The 18,738-nt window shown below is 59.7% G+C and carries 14 protein-coding genes; 4 read left to right on the forward strand and 10 right to left on the reverse strand.

The window, feature by feature from the left end; all coding sequences use genetic code 11:
* The first annotated feature begins 26 nt into the window (after positions 1–26).
* Positions 27–1,193 carry a CDP-glycerol glycerophosphotransferase family protein gene (locus tag BJY26_RS03670; RefSeq protein WP_179425780.1) on the forward strand — a complete coding sequence of 389 codons (1,167 nt, stop codon included), beginning with the start codon at positions 27–29 and terminating at the stop codon, positions 1,191–1,193.
* Between the two features lie 20 nt (positions 1,194–1,213).
* On the opposite strand, the gene BJY26_RS03675 is transcribed toward BJY26_RS03670, so the two are convergent.
* Positions 1,214–4,798 (reverse strand): CDP-glycerol glycerophosphotransferase family protein, encoded by a 3,585-nt coding sequence (locus BJY26_RS03675; protein WP_179425782.1) that lies wholly within the window; start codon positions 4,796–4,798, stop codon positions 1,214–1,216.
* Positions 4,799–4,953: 155 nt separating this feature from the next.
* On the opposite strand from BJY26_RS03675, the gene BJY26_RS03680 reads away from it, so the two are divergent.
* On the forward strand, positions 4,954–6,684 hold the full coding sequence (locus tag BJY26_RS03680) for a CDP-glycerol glycerophosphotransferase family protein (RefSeq protein WP_179425784.1): 1,731 nt from the start codon (positions 4,954–4,956) through the stop codon (positions 6,682–6,684).
* Positions 6,685–6,697: 13 nt separating this feature from the next.
* Here BJY26_RS03680 and BJY26_RS03685 read toward each other — a convergent pair whose 3' ends face one another.
* The 6 genes from BJY26_RS03685 to BJY26_RS03710 all read right to left on the reverse strand — a co-directional run bounded on the left by BJY26_RS03685 (position 6,698) and on the right by BJY26_RS03710 (position 13,765).
* A complete protein-coding gene (locus BJY26_RS03685) occupies positions 6,698–8,125 on the reverse strand; it encodes a bifunctional cytidylyltransferase/SDR family oxidoreductase (protein WP_179425786.1) in 1,428 nt (475 codons plus the stop codon).
* A 48-nt stretch (positions 8,126–8,173) separates the two neighbouring features.
* Positions 8,174–9,439, reverse strand: coding sequence for a sulfate adenylyltransferase subunit CysN (gene cysN, locus BJY26_RS03690; protein WP_179425788.1), 1,266 nt, complete (start codon positions 9,437–9,439; stop codon positions 8,174–8,176).
* A 2-nt stretch (positions 9,440–9,441) separates the two neighbouring features.
* The gene (gene cysD / locus BJY26_RS03695) at positions 9,442–10,287 is read right to left on the reverse strand and encodes a sulfate adenylyltransferase subunit CysD (RefSeq protein WP_237249020.1); all 846 of its coding nucleotides are present in this window, start codon (positions 10,285–10,287) and stop codon (positions 9,442–9,444) included.
* Between the two features lie 53 nt (positions 10,288–10,340).
* Positions 10,341–11,156, reverse strand: coding sequence for an inositol monophosphatase family protein (locus BJY26_RS03700; RefSeq protein ID WP_179425792.1), 816 nt, complete (start codon positions 11,154–11,156; stop codon positions 10,341–10,343).
* Positions 11,153–12,385: a hypothetical protein gene (locus BJY26_RS03705; protein WP_179425794.1), complete on the reverse strand. Its 1,233-nt coding sequence runs from the start codon at positions 12,383–12,385 to the stop codon at positions 11,153–11,155. Before BJY26_RS03705 ends, BJY26_RS03700 begins: the two co-directional genes overlap by 4 nt.
* Before the next feature lie 225 nt (positions 12,386–12,610).
* Complete coding sequence (locus BJY26_RS03710) at positions 12,611–13,765, reverse strand: hypothetical protein (protein ID WP_179425796.1); 1,155 nt, start codon at positions 13,763–13,765, stop codon at positions 12,611–12,613.
* A 207-nt stretch (positions 13,766–13,972) separates the two neighbouring features.
* On the opposite strand from BJY26_RS03710, the gene cysC reads away from it, so the two are divergent.
* Complete coding sequence (gene cysC, locus BJY26_RS03715; protein ID WP_218852243.1) at positions 13,973–15,247, forward strand: adenylyl-sulfate kinase; 1,275 nt, start codon at positions 13,973–13,975, stop codon at positions 15,245–15,247.
* Positions 15,248–15,250: 3 nt separating this feature from the next.
* Positions 15,251–15,970 (forward strand): glycerophosphodiester phosphodiesterase, encoded by a 720-nt coding sequence (locus tag BJY26_RS03720; RefSeq protein ID WP_179425800.1) that lies wholly within the window; start codon positions 15,251–15,253, stop codon positions 15,968–15,970.
* Positions 15,971–15,984: 14 nt separating this feature from the next.
* On the opposite strand, the gene BJY26_RS03725 is transcribed toward BJY26_RS03720, so the two are convergent.
* From BJY26_RS03725 to BJY26_RS03735, 3 genes are all read right to left on the reverse strand, one after another.
* Positions 15,985–16,818: an ABC transporter ATP-binding protein gene (locus BJY26_RS03725; RefSeq protein ID WP_179425802.1), complete on the reverse strand. Its 834-nt coding sequence runs from the start codon at positions 16,816–16,818 to the stop codon at positions 15,985–15,987.
* On the reverse strand, positions 16,802–17,656 hold the full coding sequence (locus tag BJY26_RS03730; protein ID WP_179425804.1) for an ABC transporter permease: 855 nt from the start codon (positions 17,654–17,656) through the stop codon (positions 16,802–16,804). Before BJY26_RS03730 ends, BJY26_RS03725 begins: the two co-directional genes overlap by 17 nt.
* Positions 17,657–17,775: 119 nt before the next feature.
* Positions 17,776–18,717: a Ppx/GppA family phosphatase gene (locus BJY26_RS03735; protein WP_179425806.1), complete on the reverse strand. Its 942-nt coding sequence runs from the start codon at positions 18,715–18,717 to the stop codon at positions 17,776–17,778.
* Positions 18,718–18,738: the final 21 nt, after the last annotated feature.

Raw genomic sequence — 18,738 nt, forward strand, 5'->3', positions numbered from 1 at the left:
GGGCCGTCTCCAAGATGAGGCGGTCCGTGAGTTCGTCACGGACCGCTGCACGTAGCCTGACGGCGCCGGGGGTCTCGGAGGCACAGGTTTTCGTCTTCTTCGCAGACGGGCCGGCGCATCTCTACCAGCTCGACCAATGGTTCGCGCCACTGAAGGCGCTCGCTCAGGCGATGCCGACAGCCATTCTCGTGGCTAATTTCGACACGTATCGACACGTGGTGAAACGCGTCAGCTTGCCGGTGGGGCTGGCGCTTTCCACGCCGGACCTTGAAAGGACGATCGGAGCGCCCGGGACAAAGGCCGTGCTGTATCCGAACAATCATGCGCTGAACTTCCGGTGCTTGCGCTATCGCGCACCGATGCATATTTTCATCGGCCACGGTGAGTCCGACAAGGGATCAAGTTCGTCGAATCAGCTGCGGGCCTACGATTACGCCCTCGCAGCCGGTGAGGCCTCGAAGCGCCGCATGGAGGGAATTCGGTTCTTTGACACCGCCGAGCGCGTCATCGCTGTCGGACGGCCGCAAGCGGACGATATGAACCAGCCCCTTGCTCCGGACACCGTCAGGGCTTGGCAGGGCGACGGCATACCAATTGTGTTGTACGCACCGACTTGGGAGGGTGATAGGCCGTCGATGGCGTACGGCTCGGCTGCCAGCCACGGGCGGGCGTTGGTCGATGCGATTCTGGCCGACGGCCGGTTTCATCTGATCTTTCGGCCACATCCTTCGAGCGGCACGGTGTCGCGGTCGTACCGAACCGCGGTGGCGGAGATCGCAGCGAAAGTGCAGCGCTCGGGCACGAAGAATTATGCCGACGGCACTGCCTACGGCTGGCAGCTGGACGCCGCCGACTATCTCATCACGGACGTGTCGGCCGTCGCGTATGATTGGCTCGCGCAAGACAAGCCGATGCTCGTCACCCTGCCGGCGTCCGATGCGGTGCACCGCGAAGAGTCGGACCTTCTCGCGGCGGTCCCGGGTATCGAAGCGACGTCCGCCATCAATGTCGTCGATGTGCTGACAGCCGCCGAGGATCAGCGCGATCCCAATTCGCCGCTGCATGCAGATTTGGAGCGGCTCCGCGACGAGTATTTCGGTGATCGCTCGCCCGGTGCCGCCACACGCCGTTTCGTGTCGGCAGTGACCCAACTCAGCGGTCTCGGCACGGCCGGGCGGACCGCGAACGGCTGAAGTCTCGCCATCCGGATTTGCTAGACGAGCTCGCGTTCGGCGTCAATCATCTCGATGGCCTGATGCAAAAACACATCGGCGTACCTGTCGGGATCGAAATCGCCGAGGTAGTACACACGCATTTGTTCACGCTCCTGCGCCAACGGGTCGGCGCCGAGTAGATCATCCAAGGCGCTCTGCAAGTTGGACAAGTCGCCATCGATGACGTACGACGCCTTCGAGGCGGGCGCGTCCTCCGTCAATTGCCTGCGTGTCCGACCAACAGAAACCATGGCCAGCGGCTTGCCCGACTGGAGGTAATCGGACACGACGGCCGACACATCGGCGATCATGGCGTCCGACGAATTGAAACAGTCGATCAACGACATCTCCTGTTCGGCGACGGTACCCCATTTGTGCTCGCGGCCGGTACGTGCCGCGTCCGCGTCGAGCAAGGCGCCGATCTGGCGGATCATTGCGCGTGATTCCGCGAATTGGTAATTGAAGCTGTGTGACCGGAAGATCACGGTGCAGCCGCGGGCGAGAAGGGCGGAGACGATTTCCACACCCGACGGCAACGAATACACTTCCGTGTCCTTGTACGGGCCTTTCCACGTGGGGGCGTACAGCACCGTCTTGTCGTCCATTCGGCTGATCGGCACGTCCGGCCGCTTGATTTTTTCGACCTGCGGACGCCCGACGATCTTGAACTTCTCTCGCGGAATCTCGACGCCGTGCCGGGCATATCTGTCGATGCCGGCCTGCCCGGCAGCGTAGATGTAGTCGTAGATGGCATGGACCGGATTGAAGCAGGCCGGCTTTTCGGAATCGCCGTGGTTCAGCCACACATGCGTCATTTCGCGCCGCTCGATGAAGTGCGAATTCTTGCCGGCGTTGTTGACGTAGAACGCCACCTTCAGCGACGGCGTGATGACAGTTTCCAGGCTTCGCAAGGTGGGCCTGTTAATGACCGGAGCTTCAGTCACTTGTCCGGCCGTGCGCATCATCGGCAGGTCGCGAGTCACAACGATGAACGGCCTGCCGATGCGCTGGAAGTATTCTTCCCACATGCCGAGTTGGTAGCGGATCCCCATGGTAGAGCCGAAATACACGGCGAATTCAGCGCCGTACGACTCCAAAATCGACGGCAGTTGTTCTTCCAAGTTCGCACTTCGGCGACCGCGAATGATGCCTGAGACGTACACCAACACACCATAAGCAAGCGGAAATAGTGAAACGATGAATGGGATCAACGGTGCAACACCGAAGTAGGCAAAGATCCACCACAGCGCGGTCGCGGCCGATCCGCCGGCCGCCACTGCACCACGATCAACTGGCTGGAACCCACGCGTTTCGATCCCCGGCAAGTTGCGGGCTTCCACACCAGTCGCCGCCCACGCTTTACGTAACCCGGTCTCCATCACGCACGTGAACACGAGGATCGCGCTGCCTGCTATGACCTCCCAGGACCACCCGTAGGTACTTGTCCAGACAAGAGCAAAGACAAAAATCAAAAGCGTGCGAGCACTATTGACCGCGCGAAGCATCCCGGTCAGTTGCCGCCGGGACTTCAGCGCACGGCGATTCAGATAAAGGTGGACGACATTACCCAGCAGGCCCACTGTGACGACCGCAACGACCGGGGCCGGCACGATAAGAAGAATCAAGGAGGCCACGGCAAACAGCGTCGGAAGCAGCGTACGGCCGGCCAAGCGCGTCCATAACCGCCGGAACGTCAATGTCATTGAACGCGAGTCGACGATTGCGTCATCGCTTTCAAGATCGCCCGTATCGCCGTTGGTTTCCGCGGCCGATGCTTCGCCATTTCCGGCGATGGCAACGTCCTGCGACTCCGGTTCGGCATCTGTCGCCAGTGTGTCCTCGTCAAGATCGGCATCCTCGTGGCGACGAGGCGTGGTAATCATCCGTTGCGCGGCGGACACGAAATGACCGCCATAATTTTCGTCCGGAAAATCCCCGAGGTAGTCCGCACGCATCTCGAGCCGCCGGCTGCGATTAGGATCCTCTCGTAGAAGCTCTTCCAAAACTTCGTCGAGGTTACTCAGGTCTCCTTCGAGAACGTACGAGGCGCCGGCAATGGGGTACTGTTCGACGAAATCCGCACCGTGCGCACTAACGGCCACCATGGCGAATGGCTTTCCCGAATAGAGGTAATCGGAAACGACACTGGACACGTCCGAGATCATTGCATCGGACATATTGGTCAGTTCAAAGACGTCATGGTCCGTCTCAGCCGCCGATCCATAGAGATGGTTGCGACCGGTTCGCGCCGCGTCCTCCTCCAAAATTGCGGTGATTTTCGCTATCGTTTCGACGTCGTCGGGGAATTGGTAGCTGAACGGATGCGGCCGGAAAATCACTGTGGCACCCCTGGCAAGCAGAGCGCGAATGATTCCCGGCGCGACCGGGAGCGAATAGAGCAAGGTCTCCTCGACGTGACCACGCCACGTCGGCGCATAGAACACGACTGGAGAATCGATCTCTTTGATCGGCGTGCTCGTGCGTTCCACCGACTCGAGCTGCGGACGCCCGACGATTTCAAATTTGTCATCGCCGATTAAGACGCCGTGCGCGCCGTACCGGCGAATTGCGGCCGGTCCGGCCGCAAAGATCTTGTCGTACATGGCGTGCAACGGATTGTAGGATGTTGGCTTGTCGGAGTCTCCATGGCCGAGGAATACATGGTTGAAATCCGGATATCGCACCATAGTACCGTTGCCCGACGACGCATTGACGTAAAACACCGCGTTAATGCTTCCGACGAGCACGCTTTCCAGATCTTTTACGCTGCGTCGCGTGACTACCGGAGCATCCGTCAATTCGGCGATCGCACGAGCGGGGCCTTCATTCCGACAGATGACGATAAAGCGGTGTCCGGTTCGTTCCAAGTACGGCAACCACATCATGACTTGATGCGGAGCGAGATCGGGCAACGCGTTGTAGATGACGAATTCGGGGTGGTAGTCGCGGACCGCGTCGGGCAGCTCACGTTTAAGACGCATGTCGGCCCGCACGGACGCTATCACCTTCGCGGCGATAACACCGTACGCGACATCCATTGCAGCGGCGGCGACAAGCCACCAGACGGGTGCCAGCCCGTACACCGAGGTAATCGCGCCAAACGCAATGATCGCCGCCGAGGCGGTAACGATGGGACGGTCGAGCTGCGGTGGCAAACCTGCCGCAGTGACTCCGGGCAGATGAGCTACGAAGACCCTTCTCTTCGCGGTCGCGCGGCCGAGTATGCTTTCCAACGCAATCGGTGTGGCCAATATCGCGCACGAAACGGCAGGCATCCAAAGATGAGCACTCGACCATCCTTGGTGAGCAAAACTCACGGCGACGGACGCTGCCAACAGCACTCTCACGGTTGCTCGATGCCCCAGTTTCGACCTGTTCCGCCAGAGCGTCAAGACATGGAGACCCAGCACAATGACAACGACGCCGACAAAAAACCCGGCGGACACCGACGTGAGGGGCAAATAGGCAGCCAGCAAGGCACCCAAGGCACCGCCGCAGTACGAAAGCGTCGACAGGATGGTCGAACGCGAAAATAGAGCCGCCGCGGATTGCGGCGGCTTTGCGGTGTGATCATTCGTCGCCATCGCAGGCTTTCATGTCGTCAATAGGAGTCTTGTCGATTGTAACGGCGGAACGACAGCGCTCGCTATCTGACACGGGTTCAGTTGCCGCCTGGGCCAACATCGTTGGCCCGGCATGCCGTCGCATCACACATTGGCCGCATGGTAGACATGAATTCATGAAAATCCCCCGCATCGGTGCCCTCGTACGCCAAATCCGACGTACCGTCAATTGGTTACTCGGCGGCTTCCTCCCCGCGCCGCTTTCGTCGAGAGCGCTACTCGCAACCGCAGGTGTCGCCGCAGTCGTACTGTTGGCGTGGGGGGACACGATCGCCGGTCTCGTCGTTGGGTTGGTGCTCTCCGCCGGCGTGTGGTTTTCGGAGGCTGTCGACGCAGTCGGCAAGTCGAACGATTCCATCGCTCGGCATTCGCCCCTGAGCATGTCGTACGCTGTCCTGCTTTGCCTGGGTTTTGGCGGCCTGTATGCTCAGCGAGCAAGCAGCGGTGCCTCGCTCGAATGGGTGTGCATGGGTCTACTTGGGCTCTGTGGCTGGCTCGTGAACGCTCAGCCACGATTTCTCGACGTCAAACAGATCGAGACAGCCCACGTACCCAATGTTCCGCGTCCGTCCGACCGTCCGAGGCTCAGCGTCCGTGGGCTCATTCGTGTGCTGTGGGTTTCGGTGGCTGTCGCCGGGATTTTAGCAGCTACCGAAGTGACACCACTGTGGGTTTGCATCCCGGTGCTGATCACCGTCGTGATTGTCGGCGCTAACCTATTCGGCGCTTGGCGCTATGCGTATTCACGGCGATATGGCGTGATTCGCGCCGTCAACGCGCTCAAGCCGGAGTTTGTGATCCCGACGGGCGGCGGAACACCCTTGCAGATCGAGATGTGGGAGCGGTACCTACGCACGCTCGGTAAACCCTACCTAATTCTCCCGACACGACCTATTGCGCTCAAACGTCTAGCTGCGACCATCGATGCACCGATCGTGCGCCCGGCCGGGCGAAGTATCAGCGAGGCACAAGCAGTGACGCCGTCCTCGGTCCGAGTGGCATTCTTCGTACAGAACTCGAGCGATAATGACCTGTTCATCGCCAACAAGCAATTGACAAGCGTCTGGCTGCACCACGGTGACAGCGATAAGCCAGTCACCTATACAAAGAGAAATAAAAAATATGATCATTTGTTCGTTGCAGGACAAGCAGCAATAGATCGATACAAAGATCACGGCGTGGACATACCCGACGACAAATTCCACATCATCGGACGGCCGCAGACGTCTACGATTAACCACGACACGACGAGAATTTCTAGCAAGGCCACGCCTCAAGTCCTTTACGCGCCGACCTGGCGTGGTGAGACTACTCGATTCTCTTCGTTGCCACGGGGGATGGAAATTGTTTCGGCGCTGCTAGAGCGAGGCGCAAGCGTCATATTTCGACCGCACCCGGCGAGCCAATATTATTGGTATCACCGAGAATTGGTGAGCGAAATCAACGCATTGCTGGAAGCCGATCATCTCAAAACAGGACGGAAACACATGTGGGGTGAAATCTCGGCGGCGAGCCAAATGCCGTTCGATCGTGCAGCGAATCTCAGCGACGCAATGGTTTCCGACGTCTCGGGAGTCGTAACGGACTATATGCAATCCGGTAAACCATATGCAATCGTCTCAAAAGACTTGCCGGCCGACCAGTTCCGCAGGGAATATCCGACCGCCCAGGCTGCGTACATCATTGATAATGATCCGGACACACTTTCCACAGCGTTGGATGAAATGCTGGGCGATGATCCACTTTCAGAATTTCGCGACAGTCGCCGACAATACTTCCTTGGCGAATACGAGGGTGTCAAAGCGGTGGAGCGATTCCTCGGCGAGTCGAGCAAGCTAATGATTTAACGTCTTCACGACGTTATCCCGACCCCTCCGCGTGTCCGACCAAGGGGTCGTCCTTGCGCACATCGATCACGTGACCGGTCTTCGACGCCAGCATGATGTCAAGCGACGCGTGCGCCACGGTCTCAGAGTCCAACAGTGACGCCGGGTCCTCGTCGCCGAATGCTTTAGTACGCATCGGTGTGCCGGTCCGTTCCGGGTTGATGCAGTTCACGCGCACTTTGTCCGCCGACCATTCGTCAGCGAGCGCCTGCGTCAGGTTGACTGTTGCGGCCTTCGCCGAGCTGTAAAGACTGTATCCGCTGCGCCCGCGCGTGTACGAGCTGGACGTAAACAGCAGTAGCGCGCCTTCAGATTCTTTGAGTTGCGGATAAAACGTCTGCGCCAACAGAACCGGGCCTATGTAATTGATCTCAGTGGCTTCGTAAATCGTGTCGTCACTTGTCTCGCTGAGTGCCCCCAAAGGCAAGACACCCGCCGTATTGACGACAAAATCGACCCGCCCAGTCTCCGCCAGAACCTCGTCACGCGCTTTGATGAGATCGTCACGCTTGTTGATATGCGTATTTGTCGACGATCGGGAAAAGCACTTCACCGTAGCGCCGTATTTTTCAGCCAAACGCGCAATATCGGCACCTATCCCGTAGGAGCCACCAAAGATCGCCATGGTCTTACCGGTCAAAGCATCACGGTAATCCTGCTCTGACCTATCGATTCCGTCGCCGGCACTCGTCAACTGAAAGAGCTTATCCGCAATGTAGATATCGATCGGCTCGGTGACTTTCATATTGCGGTCGTCCCCGAGCACTACAGCGACCGGCACATCCGGCGTATAACGCAATACGACGGTGCAGTCGTCGGTGGCGACGAAGCGCGGGTCCGCATTGGCCAATTCGTATGCTGCGCGAATTGCCGAGAGCTTGAACGCTTGCGGCGTCTGACCACGCCGAAGGTTAGCCCTGGGCGGCACATCTTTGATCACCGGATAATTCGGATCGACCTGATCGTCGACTTCGATGATCGTGTCAGCCGACGGAATAGCCACGTCCACGGCTTGACGGAATTCGAGCGCTTCAATCACATCACTGATAATTCTCGGCGAAAGCAGGGGCCGAACAGCGTCATGCAAAATGACGTTGCAGTCATCATCGCCGAGCGCAGCAAGAGCCGCTTGCGTCGTGTCATTCCGACTGGCCGCACCTTCGAGGATCTGCGAGACCTTGCCGAAGTCGTTCTTCCGCACGATCTCACGCACGTTATCCAAATACCCCGGAGTCATCATGACTATCACATCGTCGATCAACGGATGGTCATCGACAATCGCCAGCGTGTGCTCCATGATGGGGCGGCCGGCAATTTTGATGAGCTGCTTGGGAATGCTCAGCCCGACACGGTTGCCGACGCCACCTGCCAGGATGACAGCGACGTTACGAGTTTTTGCCACGAGATGAACTCCCTCGATGGTTCAGTAAGCGCGGATTGGCCTCCGTGCTCAGTAGCCGTGCTTCGGCGTACCGATCATCCCGGCTGCCACTGTGCGGTTCGTCGACTCGTCGACCAAGATGAACGATCCGGTCTCCGGGTTCTGCACGTACGGGTCGGTGAAGAACGGCTGGGTGGTGCGGAGCTTGACGCGCCCGATCTCGTTCAGTTTTAGTTCGTTGACGGACTCGTCCCGGTGTAGCGAATTGATATCGACGCGATACATGACGTCCTTCACGATGGCACGGGCCCAGCGCGTCGTCTGCTTGATGGCGTACTTGTGGCCCTCGTTCAACGGCTGCTTCTCGTCCATCCAGCAAATCCGCGCATCGATATCCTGCGTCGTTTCCGGCGTATTCTGCGGACGGCAAATCATGTCCCCGCGGCTGATGTCGATGTCGTCCTCGAGACGGACGGTCACCGACATCGGCGGATAGGCCTCGTCGAGTTCACCGTCGGCCGAATCGATTGCCTTGATCTTCGTCTCGAAACCGCTGGGCAGCACCAGAACGGGATCGCCGGGCTTCATCACTCCGCTAGAAACGGTTCCCGCGTACCCGCGGTAGTCCATTCCGTTAGAGGTTTGCGGGCGAATCACGTACTGCACCGGGAACCGCACGTCCTGCATGTTACGGTCGCTCGCCACGAAGAGTTGTTCGAGCTGACTCAGCAGCGGGGCCCCGTCGTACCACGGCATGTTCTCGCTGCTGTTGACGACGTTGTCGCCTTTCAGCGCCGACACCGGAACGAAGGTCAAATCTTGAATGTTCAGTCGCGTCGCGAAATCGGAAAAGTCGCGGCGGACCTTTTCGTACTCTTCTTCCGAATAGTCGACAAGGTCCATCTTGTTGACGCACACAACGATGTGCGGCACGCCAAGAAGCGTCGCCAAGAAGGCGTGGCGTCGGCTTTGCTCGCTGACTCCGTTACGCACGTCCACAATGATCAGCGCAGCATTGGCGGTCGACGCACCCGTGACCATATTGCGCGTGTACTGCACGTGGCCGGGAGTATCGGCGATAATGAACTTACGCTTGGGCGTCGCGAAATAACGGTAGGCCACATCAATGGTGATGCCTTGTTCGCGCTCCGCTTTCAAGCCGTCGGTCAACAGTGCCAAGTTGGTGTATTCGTCACCCCGGCGCCGGCTGACTCCCTCGACGGACTCCAACTGGTCGTTGAAAAGTGTTTTGGAGTCGAACAGCAGACGCCCGATCAGCGTGCTTTTGCCGTCGTCGACGGAACCGGCTGTGGCAAATCGAAGTAGATCAGACATCGTTAAAAGTACCCCACGCGCTTTCGCTCTTCCATTGCAGCTTCACTGACTTTGTCGTCGCCTCGAGTGGCGCCGCGTTCGGTGAGACGCACCTTCTCGATTTCTTCGACGACCTTTTCGACGGTATCCGCCGTGGACGGCACCGCAGCCGTCAGGTTCGCATCACCCATGGTGCGGTAGCGGACGCTGCGCACCTCGGACTTCTCGCCGTCCTTCAGCGTGATGAAGTCGTTGACGGCGAAGAGCATGCCGTCACGGTCGACGACTTCACGTTCCTTGGCGTAGTAGAGGTCGGGGACCGCGACGTTGGCCTCGGCGATATACGTCCAGATATCCAGTTCCGTCCAGTTGGACAGCGGAAAGACACGGATACTCTCCCCAGGGAAGACGCGGCCGTTGTAGAGACTCCAGATTTCGGGACGTTGACTCTTCGGGTCCCATTGGCTGAACTCGTCACGGAATGAGAAGACACGTTCCTTGGCTCGTGCCTTTTCCTCGTCACGGCGGGCGCCGCCGAACATGGCATCGAAGCCGTGCTTCTCCGCGGCTTCAAGCAAAACAGGGGTCTGGATCTGGTTGCGCGATCCACCCGGGGGCTCCTTGACCAGGCCGCGTTCGATAGCGTCCGGGACGCTTGCGACGATCAGCTCGGCACCGAGTTCAGCGATCTTGGCGTCGCGGAACGCGATGACCTCGGGAAAGTTCAGCCCCGTATCCACGTGCATCACCGGGAACGGTATCCGCGCCGGCGCGAATGCTTTCCGGGCCAGTTCCAACATCACGAGTGAGTCCTTACCGCCGGAGAACAGCAGGCAGGGCCGCTGCATCTCGGCTGCAACCTCACGCATGATGTGCAGGCTTTCAGCTTCGAGAGCCTTTATCTGGCTCAAAGTCTTACTAGTCAATCGTTATGCTCCTCATGGTTCATCGCCGCCAAGATTTCGGTAATTCGTGGCACTAGCGCCGGGCGGCAGATAAACAGATCCGGCAGCCAAGGGTCCGCTCGATTGTATATCAGGTCCGTCCCGTCGAGCCGCGACGCGTGCAGACCATGCGCACGTGCCACCGCAACCGGGGCTGCAGAGTCCCATTCATATTGGCCGCCGGCATGGATATACGCGTCGGTTTCACCGGTGATGACCGACATTGTTTTGACGCCAGCCGATCCCATGCGCACCAAGTCAACGTCGTACGCGCCGACAATGTCGTCGATGAGTTTCGGTGGGTGCGACCTGCTTGCCGCCAGCTTCAGCGTCCCGCCATCGACTCCGCCAGTCCGTTGACCCGGCTCACTTGGCAAGTCGAAACCCGAAGTATCGAACACCTGCCCACGGCCCGGCAACGCAACGGCGCCCGCGATCAGCCCGTCGGCCTTGGACCACAACGCGACGTGCACCGCCCAATCGTCGCGCCATACGCCGTCGCTGCGCTCGGAAAACTCCCGCGTGCCGTCAAGCGGGTCGACAATCCAAACCCGGTCGGCGGAGAGCCGCTCGTTCGAGTCCGCGCCCTCTTCAGAAAGGACGGCGTCGTCCGGCCGAAAACCGGCAAGCTGCTTCATCAGAAATTCGTGCGAGCGGGCATCGCCACTGTCCTTGAGCGTGCGCGGCTCGTAGTCGGCACCTCCAATGTCCGAACGCAATCCGTTCAATAATTCGCCGGCTTCGCACGCCAGCTGCGAGGCCAGCGCACGATCCGATGTTTTCCCATCATTCATTTGATTGGTTTCGACCGTCCTGTCTTCAACTTATGCTTCAGGCGTGCGGCTACAGCTCTGGTCAGCTCTCGAGTGGTGTAAGTTTCCGACGGCCGAGCGCGCTTACCAGCTGCTTTCTTAGTAGGACGACTCCGTTTCGGCGCGGTCGTCTTCTTGAGACTTGCAAGTTTTTTATCCGCAACGTTCTTTTGACGCTGGCCCGCCGCCAGCGCGCCCACGACCGACTGCACGCCGATGTCGAACGGCACCTGATCGGCGGGAACACGGTCGGCGCCGACTTTTGGCGGCGCCTTGAGTTTTGCGAGATCTCCGACTACTCGGACTCCGGTTCGTTCGATGTGCTCCGCAAACTTCTCACCGTCGCGCTGGGCGAGGTCAGCGGCCCATTGAGGCAATCGCACCGGCGGCTCGTCGGCCGGCGGCACGCGATGATTCACTACACGTCCCATTGCACCGAGTCGGCCAAGCTTATGATAGGTAAACCAATCGATTTCCTCATCGCGCAATACAACATTGACCCGACGAAATAACTCTGCTTCGACCGCGGTCATCGATCGATTTGAAAGCGCGGCACTCCCGTCATTTTTACCAAGTAGTCCCGGCGGGAGTCCCAGTAGTGCCTCGAACGTGTCCGTCAAAAAATTTGGTCGCTTTTCATCGACAATGACGACAGTGACATTGTCTGCACCGACAATTCCAGCCCACCGCTCGATCAACTGACCCTGATCATATGCTCGCCGAAAGTGCGCCGGCATGTCCTGTGGATCATCGCCGTATACCCGATTCAACCAGTCGTTGAGTGTGAGGGTCTGCCCGTCGTCCTTGATACCTTGAGCCCACAGTGAGGGCGCTATGGCTCCGGGCGAGCGAAGTGTTATAACCACGTGCACTCGGTCGGGGTCTAGCTCGTCCACAAGAGTGTTCGCCCCGACATCGTCGATTTGGCTTAGGTACTCATGAGAAATAAATATTCTGTTATTCTCATCCGCCTCGATTTCGGCGTGAAGTTTATCCCACTCGGCGCGTGGCGGAACACCAGATTCGTCAGTCTCTAAGAGGTCGGTTCTAATTCGCCCTTCTCGCAAATGAAAGTAAGCGCTGAATCCGAGTAAAGCGCCAAGTTGAACCCGATGGTTCACCGCCTTACCGGGGTAGCGCACCCCGTGCTCCAACAAATTGCGTCGATTCCGTCTTGCGGACCGCTGGAGCGAGGTCGTCCCTGTCTTCATTGGTCCAATATGGAGCAATCGCGTCCCCTCCGGAAGCAGGAGGTCGTTTTCGTTGGACTCGATAGTCAAAGCTTCCTCAAATCATGGGATTTTACCGATCATTACGGTCACGTTCTATCGCCGAGTAACGACGCAAAGCCTACCGGGCGTGCCGGAGTGGGGCCAATTTGTCGCGTTTCTCGTCGCGTCGGCCGAACCACTTTCGTTCAGTTTGCGGCCTGGCCGTCAACGACGTAACGCGGCGATGCTCGTCTTAACCCTTCGACGGAGCTCCACCTTCAGGGCGTGCGACAAATCGCGCGATGTGTGAGTGTCGGCCGCGCGGATCAGATGCGAAGCGAACGCCAATGCGCGCTGTTTCGCGCCCTCAGGGGCAGCGCTTCTAAAGACGCCTTTACCAATCGCGGCGTCGAGTGTGCCGAGGATGGACTCAACTGCCACATCCATCGGGACTGAACGTAAACCCGCCTCGGTGCCGACACTCGTATTCACCGGGGCCGACAGCGCATTCAAGTCACCCACCACGCGCACGCCCGACCTAGCGATTCGTTTCGCATACTTGCGCCCACGATCACGCGCGAGCTCGGCAGCCCATTCCGGCATCTGCAGCCGGGGCTCGTCCCCGGCGGGTGTACGGGAGTCGAGCAATCGCCCGATGGCGCCATGCCGGATCAGTTTCGTGTAGTCGGCCCAGCTGATCGCCGCATCCTTCGCCGCTCGGTTAATCTGCAAAAGCAGCTCAGCCTCCGCGCGCGTCAACGACCGGTTCGAGGTGACACCGTTCGTCTGTGCAGCGGACAGCAAGCCCTCAGGGAGTCCAAGAAGTCGTTCGAAACTCTGCAAAAGCAGCTCCGGCCGCCTTTTATCAACAACTATCACCGTCACGTTTTCGGGGCCGACAATCGATGCCCACCGACTGACAAGGGCCCCCTGATTCTGGCTCCGACGAAACTGTTTGCGCATAGGTTGCTCGGGCACCATGTTGAACACTCGTTGCAACCACGCTTCGAACGAGTCGTCTTGCCCGGATTTCAACCGTTGCGTCCACAATGAAGGAAGAATTTCCGCCGGATTGCGCAAGGTGATCACGATATGAGTACGTTCACCCAATGCGTCGACGAATTTTCGCGCCATCGCGTTACTCGACTCCGCAGCGAACTCGTGACTTATCCATGCACGGCGCGAATGGTCGGTTTCCACTTCGGCCATCAGCCGCTCCCACTCTTCGCTGGGCGGAACTGCCTCATCGACTGATCGGTCCGGGCGCTGACCAACGGCCCCGTTCCGCTGTTCCAAAAGAACTGATTTGTTCATGAACGCGCCAATGGCTTTGCGGTGGTTGAGAGTCGTGCCGGGGTAACGCACACCGTTGCCGAGCAACTGTCCACGTAGCGAGCTCGCAGCCGATTGTGTCGATGTCGTCCCGGTTTTCATGGGCCCGATATGAAACAAGCGTGCCCGTTCGGGCAGCAGGAGTGACGCGTCGTCCGGCGATGTGTGCATAGCCCTAAATTACCGAGTCCGTCGATCATGACCAATTTGGCGGAATCGCCGGAAAGGCTGCTTGTGCCCTATAGGGTGAAACTGATGAATACAAAGCCCACTTCGGACAACGCGTCGCTGGTTCTGGCCGGCGCCGATCTCGATCTACTCGAACTGGCGCTCGGCGGGGCGATCGACAATGCTTTCAGCGTACGTGACGGCACACGCGTCCTGACGGACGCCGAGAACACCCCGTTGGCCGCACTGACTCCGTCCGGCGCAGACGGTGTGCAGACCGCGACCGCCCGACAACAGTTCCACGTCGGCCAATCCGCCCAATGGGACGCGAACTTGCGCCGGCCGGCCCGTGACGTCAAGATGTGCACGACCGGCGACGTGCTCGCCGTTGCGATCACGGACTTCCCAACCATTTCGGATATGAAACGCGTGCAGCAAGCGATTGCCGAGCGGCCGGCAAGTTCTGTCCTCTGGCTGATACTCGTTGGGCGACAGTCCGGCGGTATCGATTCCGGCCCCGAGGGGCCCGCACTCGTCCGCGCAGCAACTGCGCTGGCGCCGGAGGGATCGATAACGGTCATCGTCCCGTGGTCCGCGGGGGCGGCGCCTGTCGAGCTGACGATCCGCGATCTCGAACCGTCGTCTTCGAATTTCATCCGCCGGGTACTGTCCGGTTACGGCGCGGACGACGTGCTGGACGTCGCCTCGACGAGGCCGGAGGAAGATAAGCGGCTCATCGCCGAGCTCGATAATGCGTGGCGCCACGCCGCCGGCGCCGTTTATCCGAAAGAGTCGCTCGACGAACTCGAATCGCTAAGGGCCTCGGGCGCTGCCACAACCGACGGACTAGTGGTTCTGTTGAGCGGACTCTCCGGCTCCGGAAAATCGACGATCGCGCATGCCCTGTCCGCGGAACTCCCGGCGAGACTCGGCCGTCGGTCGACGTTGCTGGATGGCGACGAGGTTCGCCAGATGCTCTCAGCCGGGCTTGGATTCGACCGTGAATCACGCGAGTTGAACGTCAAACGCATCGGGTACGTGGCAGGACTCATCGCCAGTCACGGCGGTGTTGCCGTCGCCGCGCCTATCGCGCCATTCGCCGGTGCAAGATCGTACGTGCGCGCACAGGCCGAAGCAAACGGCCGATATTTGCTCGTCTATGTGTCAACGCCGCTCGAAGTCTGCGAAGCGCGCGATCGTAAAGGCCTGTACGCCAAGGCTCGCGCCGGCGAAATTGCCGAATTCACGGGTATATCGTCACCATACGAGGTCCCGGACGACGCCGACTTGACGATCGACACATCCGTCACAGCTGTCGACGCTGCAGTCGATCTGATCATCCACGCGATCGAGATGGGATAGGCCATGTCCGACACCTCGACCAAGCGAATCGTTGTCACCGGCCATCGTGGCGCAATGGCGCACGCCCCGGAAAACTCGATCAGATCGTTCCAGCTCGCTGCCGAAGTCGGTGCCGACGAAGTCGAGCTCGATATTCAATTGTCGAAAGACGGCGTCATGGTGATCAACCACGACAACGTCGTGGACAGGACGACCGACGGTAGTGGTCTGATCGCTGCCCAGCGGTGGTCCGAGCTGTCGGAACTGCGCATTCACGGCATCGAGCCCCTCTGCACGTTTGAAGACGTCGTCGAAGAAGTTCCCGACATAGGACTCCAGATCGAGGTGAAGGACGCACACGCCGTGGAGCCGCTGCTGGACCTCCTCCGGGCTGACCCGACGCTCCGTGATCGATCCATGGTGACGTGCTTCAACCCGGGCATCGTCGACCACGTACGGGCAAGCGGCATTCCGGTACGGTACGCGAGAATTCTCCAGTCGAAAGGCGGCGGCAAGCTCGCCGACTTCATTCGAACCGGCATCAGGCACGCATTGCTCAAGTGGCCGCTAGTGCATACTCCTGCAATGCGACGGTTCCGATCAGAGGGCGGCAAAGTCAGCGTGTGGCCGTGTGATGACGAGGAGTCGATTCGGCGTGCGATCGACGAGGGATTCTACGGGTTGACGACGAACGATCCGGGCCTGGCCGTTGCGACTCGGGCGAGTCATACCGCGCCGATCTAGCCCTGAGCGGCAGCTTACGTTTGATCGCCGTCGCCGTCGTTGCGGCCGGGACCGCGGTCACGCTCGCGTTTGCCCGGGTGGTCGCGTCGAGATTCCTGATAGGCGGGTACGACTTCCTCCGTCGGACCGTCCATGACGAGTTCGCCTTCGTTGATCCACAACACCCGATCGCAGGTACTCCTGATCGAGGACATCGAGTGGCTGACCAGAAAGACCGTGCCGGCAGCCTCGCGAATCTCGCGGATTCGGTCCTCGCTCTTTGCGCGAAATTCCTTGTCGCCGACGGCGAGCGCCTCATCGACAATGAGAATCTCATGCGCACGAGACGTAGCGATAGCGAACTTGAGCCTTGCGGCCATGCCGGAGGAATACGTGCGCATCGGCATGTTGATGAATTTTTGCATGTCGGTGAACTCGACAATTTCGTCGCGCCGCGCCTCGATTTCATCGATGGTGAATCCCATGGCAAGGCCACCGAGGATAATGTTTTGTTCACCCGAGAGGTCGCGGATCAGGGCTGCGCCCACGCCGAGAAGGTTCGGCCGCGACGAAGCGTAAACCGCCCCCTTACTGGCAGGAGTCAGGCCGACTATCGCCCGCATGAGTGTGGACTTGCCCGATCCGTTATGGCCGATGACGCCGATCGATTCATTCTGGTAAGCGGTGAATGAGACGCCTTTCAGGGCGTGCACCGTCTGGGTTGCCCGACCTCGCTTGAACAACTTACTGCTGGCATTGCGCACACGTTTACCGGTGACGTAGACGCGGTAATCGACGTGCAAGTCGTCAACGACGACAACCGGAGTGCGCGTTTTCACTGCCGACGGAGCGTTAATCTGTTCGACCATATCGCTCCTCCGCCGCCCAGAAATAGAGACCGCCTCCGACGAAGCTGACAACCGCCCATGCAGCGCCGATCAGGAAAGTCGTCATATCCACGTCATACCCCGGCACCAACGCGCCGCGTGCGATCTGCATGTAGTCGTAAAGCGGATTGAGGGTGAAGAACAACAAAAACCCTGCCGGGAGTATGCCGGGGATGAAACGCTCCGGCCCGTACAGAACGCCCGAAAAATACCTGGCGAACCGGTTGATGAAGGGGATGACCTGGCTGAGGTCGCGGAAGTGGACCGTGACTCGGGCGACGAACATCACGAGGCCGGCGTTGAAGAGCGTGGCCATGACGATTGCCGGAATCAGATAGAACCAGCTCCATGTTGGTACCGAGCCAAAGAGAATATTGATGATGATCATCAGGCCGACCATGGGCATGAAGTTCAAGAAGTGCTCGATGGCAGTGGCGAGCGGTAGCACCATACGCGGGAAGCTGAGGCTTTGCACGAGGTTCTGATTGTTCGTGATCGATTTCGTACCGCCGGAAAGACACGAGCTGAAGAACCGGAAGAAGAAGATTCCGGTGATGAGGTACTGCAGGAAGTTTTCCGGCTTATTCGCGCCGAGCACGAAACCGAAAACGATCCCGTAGACCGCCGCGTCGAGCAGCGGAGTGATGACGACCCACGCCATGCCGAAACGGTTGGCCTGGTTCGAAGCACGAATCCTCGAGCGCGCTAGTGTGTAAGCGAAGTCACGCCGCTGCCACACCTGTTTGGCGTACTGCCCAAGCGGCGACCTGGCGCCGACGCGCTTCAGACCGTGCTGAGCCGCGTAATCGGCCAAACTCATAATTCAGTGATTCCCTACTGTTCGGGCGCCAAGGTGCGGGGTCCCGTCCTTGCTCAATTCAGCGTTCTTCAGTGTAATCGAGGTTCTGCAAAGATCCTGAATTTGCGCGCCCCGCGAGCTCACCGGTCGTCGAGCGGGTCGAGCAGATCAAGTTTGCGCAAGATGACCCCCTCACGCAGGGCCCATGGACTGATTGCCAGCGAATCGACGCCGAACACGTCCATGGTCGCTTCGGCGACGATGGCACCGGCAAGCATCTGCCCGGCTCGCGCGGCGGACACCGCCGGAAGCTGTTCACGTTCGGTAGCTTTCATCGCGCCGAGCTTCGGAACTATCTCTTTCAGGGCGCTTTTGGTCAGCCGTCGGGGCGTGTAGATCCCGTCTGCGCGAGGAGCCGCACCGGCGATCCGGGCCAGTGAACGGAACGTCTTCGAACTCGCAGCGACCCAGTCGGGCGGGCCGACCCTGGTCAGGTCGTGCGCCTTCTTGCCGATCTCGGCGTGCACGTATTTGCGGGCGGCGGCAATATCGTCGGGCTCGGGCGGGTCCCCCGTCAGTCTGTCGTGCGTCAACCGGCCGGCTCCGAGCGGCAGGGAGAGCGCGACGTCCGGCACCTCGTCCGCGCCAACGGCCAATTCGAGCGAGCCGCCGCCAATGTCGAACAGAAGGATCTTCCCGGCCGACCAGCCGAACCAACGGCGGACGGCGAGAAAGGTCAGTCTCGCTTCGTCGTCGCCGGACAGTGCCGACAAATCAACTCCGGTTTCGGACCGCACGCGAGCGAGGACAACTTCTCCATTGGGTGCCTCACGGATCGCGGACGTCGCGAACGCCAGCACGCTCTCGGCGCCGTGGTCTTCGGCAACAACGAGCGAATCGGTTACGAAGCGCACCAGCGCGTCGGCGCCGTCGTTCGAGATCGACCCGTCGTTTTCAAGGTGTTGCGCAAGCCGCAGCTCCGTCCGCTCCGATGTGGCGGGGATCGGCCGCGCACCCGGATGGGCGTCGACGACCAACAGGTGGACGGTGTTGGATCCGACATCGAGAACGGCAAGGCGCATGCTCGTCAAGATACCGTGTCG

This window comes from Spelaeicoccus albus, assembly GCF_013409065.1.
In the GTDB taxonomy this organism is placed as follows: domain Bacteria; phylum Actinomycetota; class Actinomycetes; order Actinomycetales; family Brevibacteriaceae; genus Spelaeicoccus; species Spelaeicoccus albus.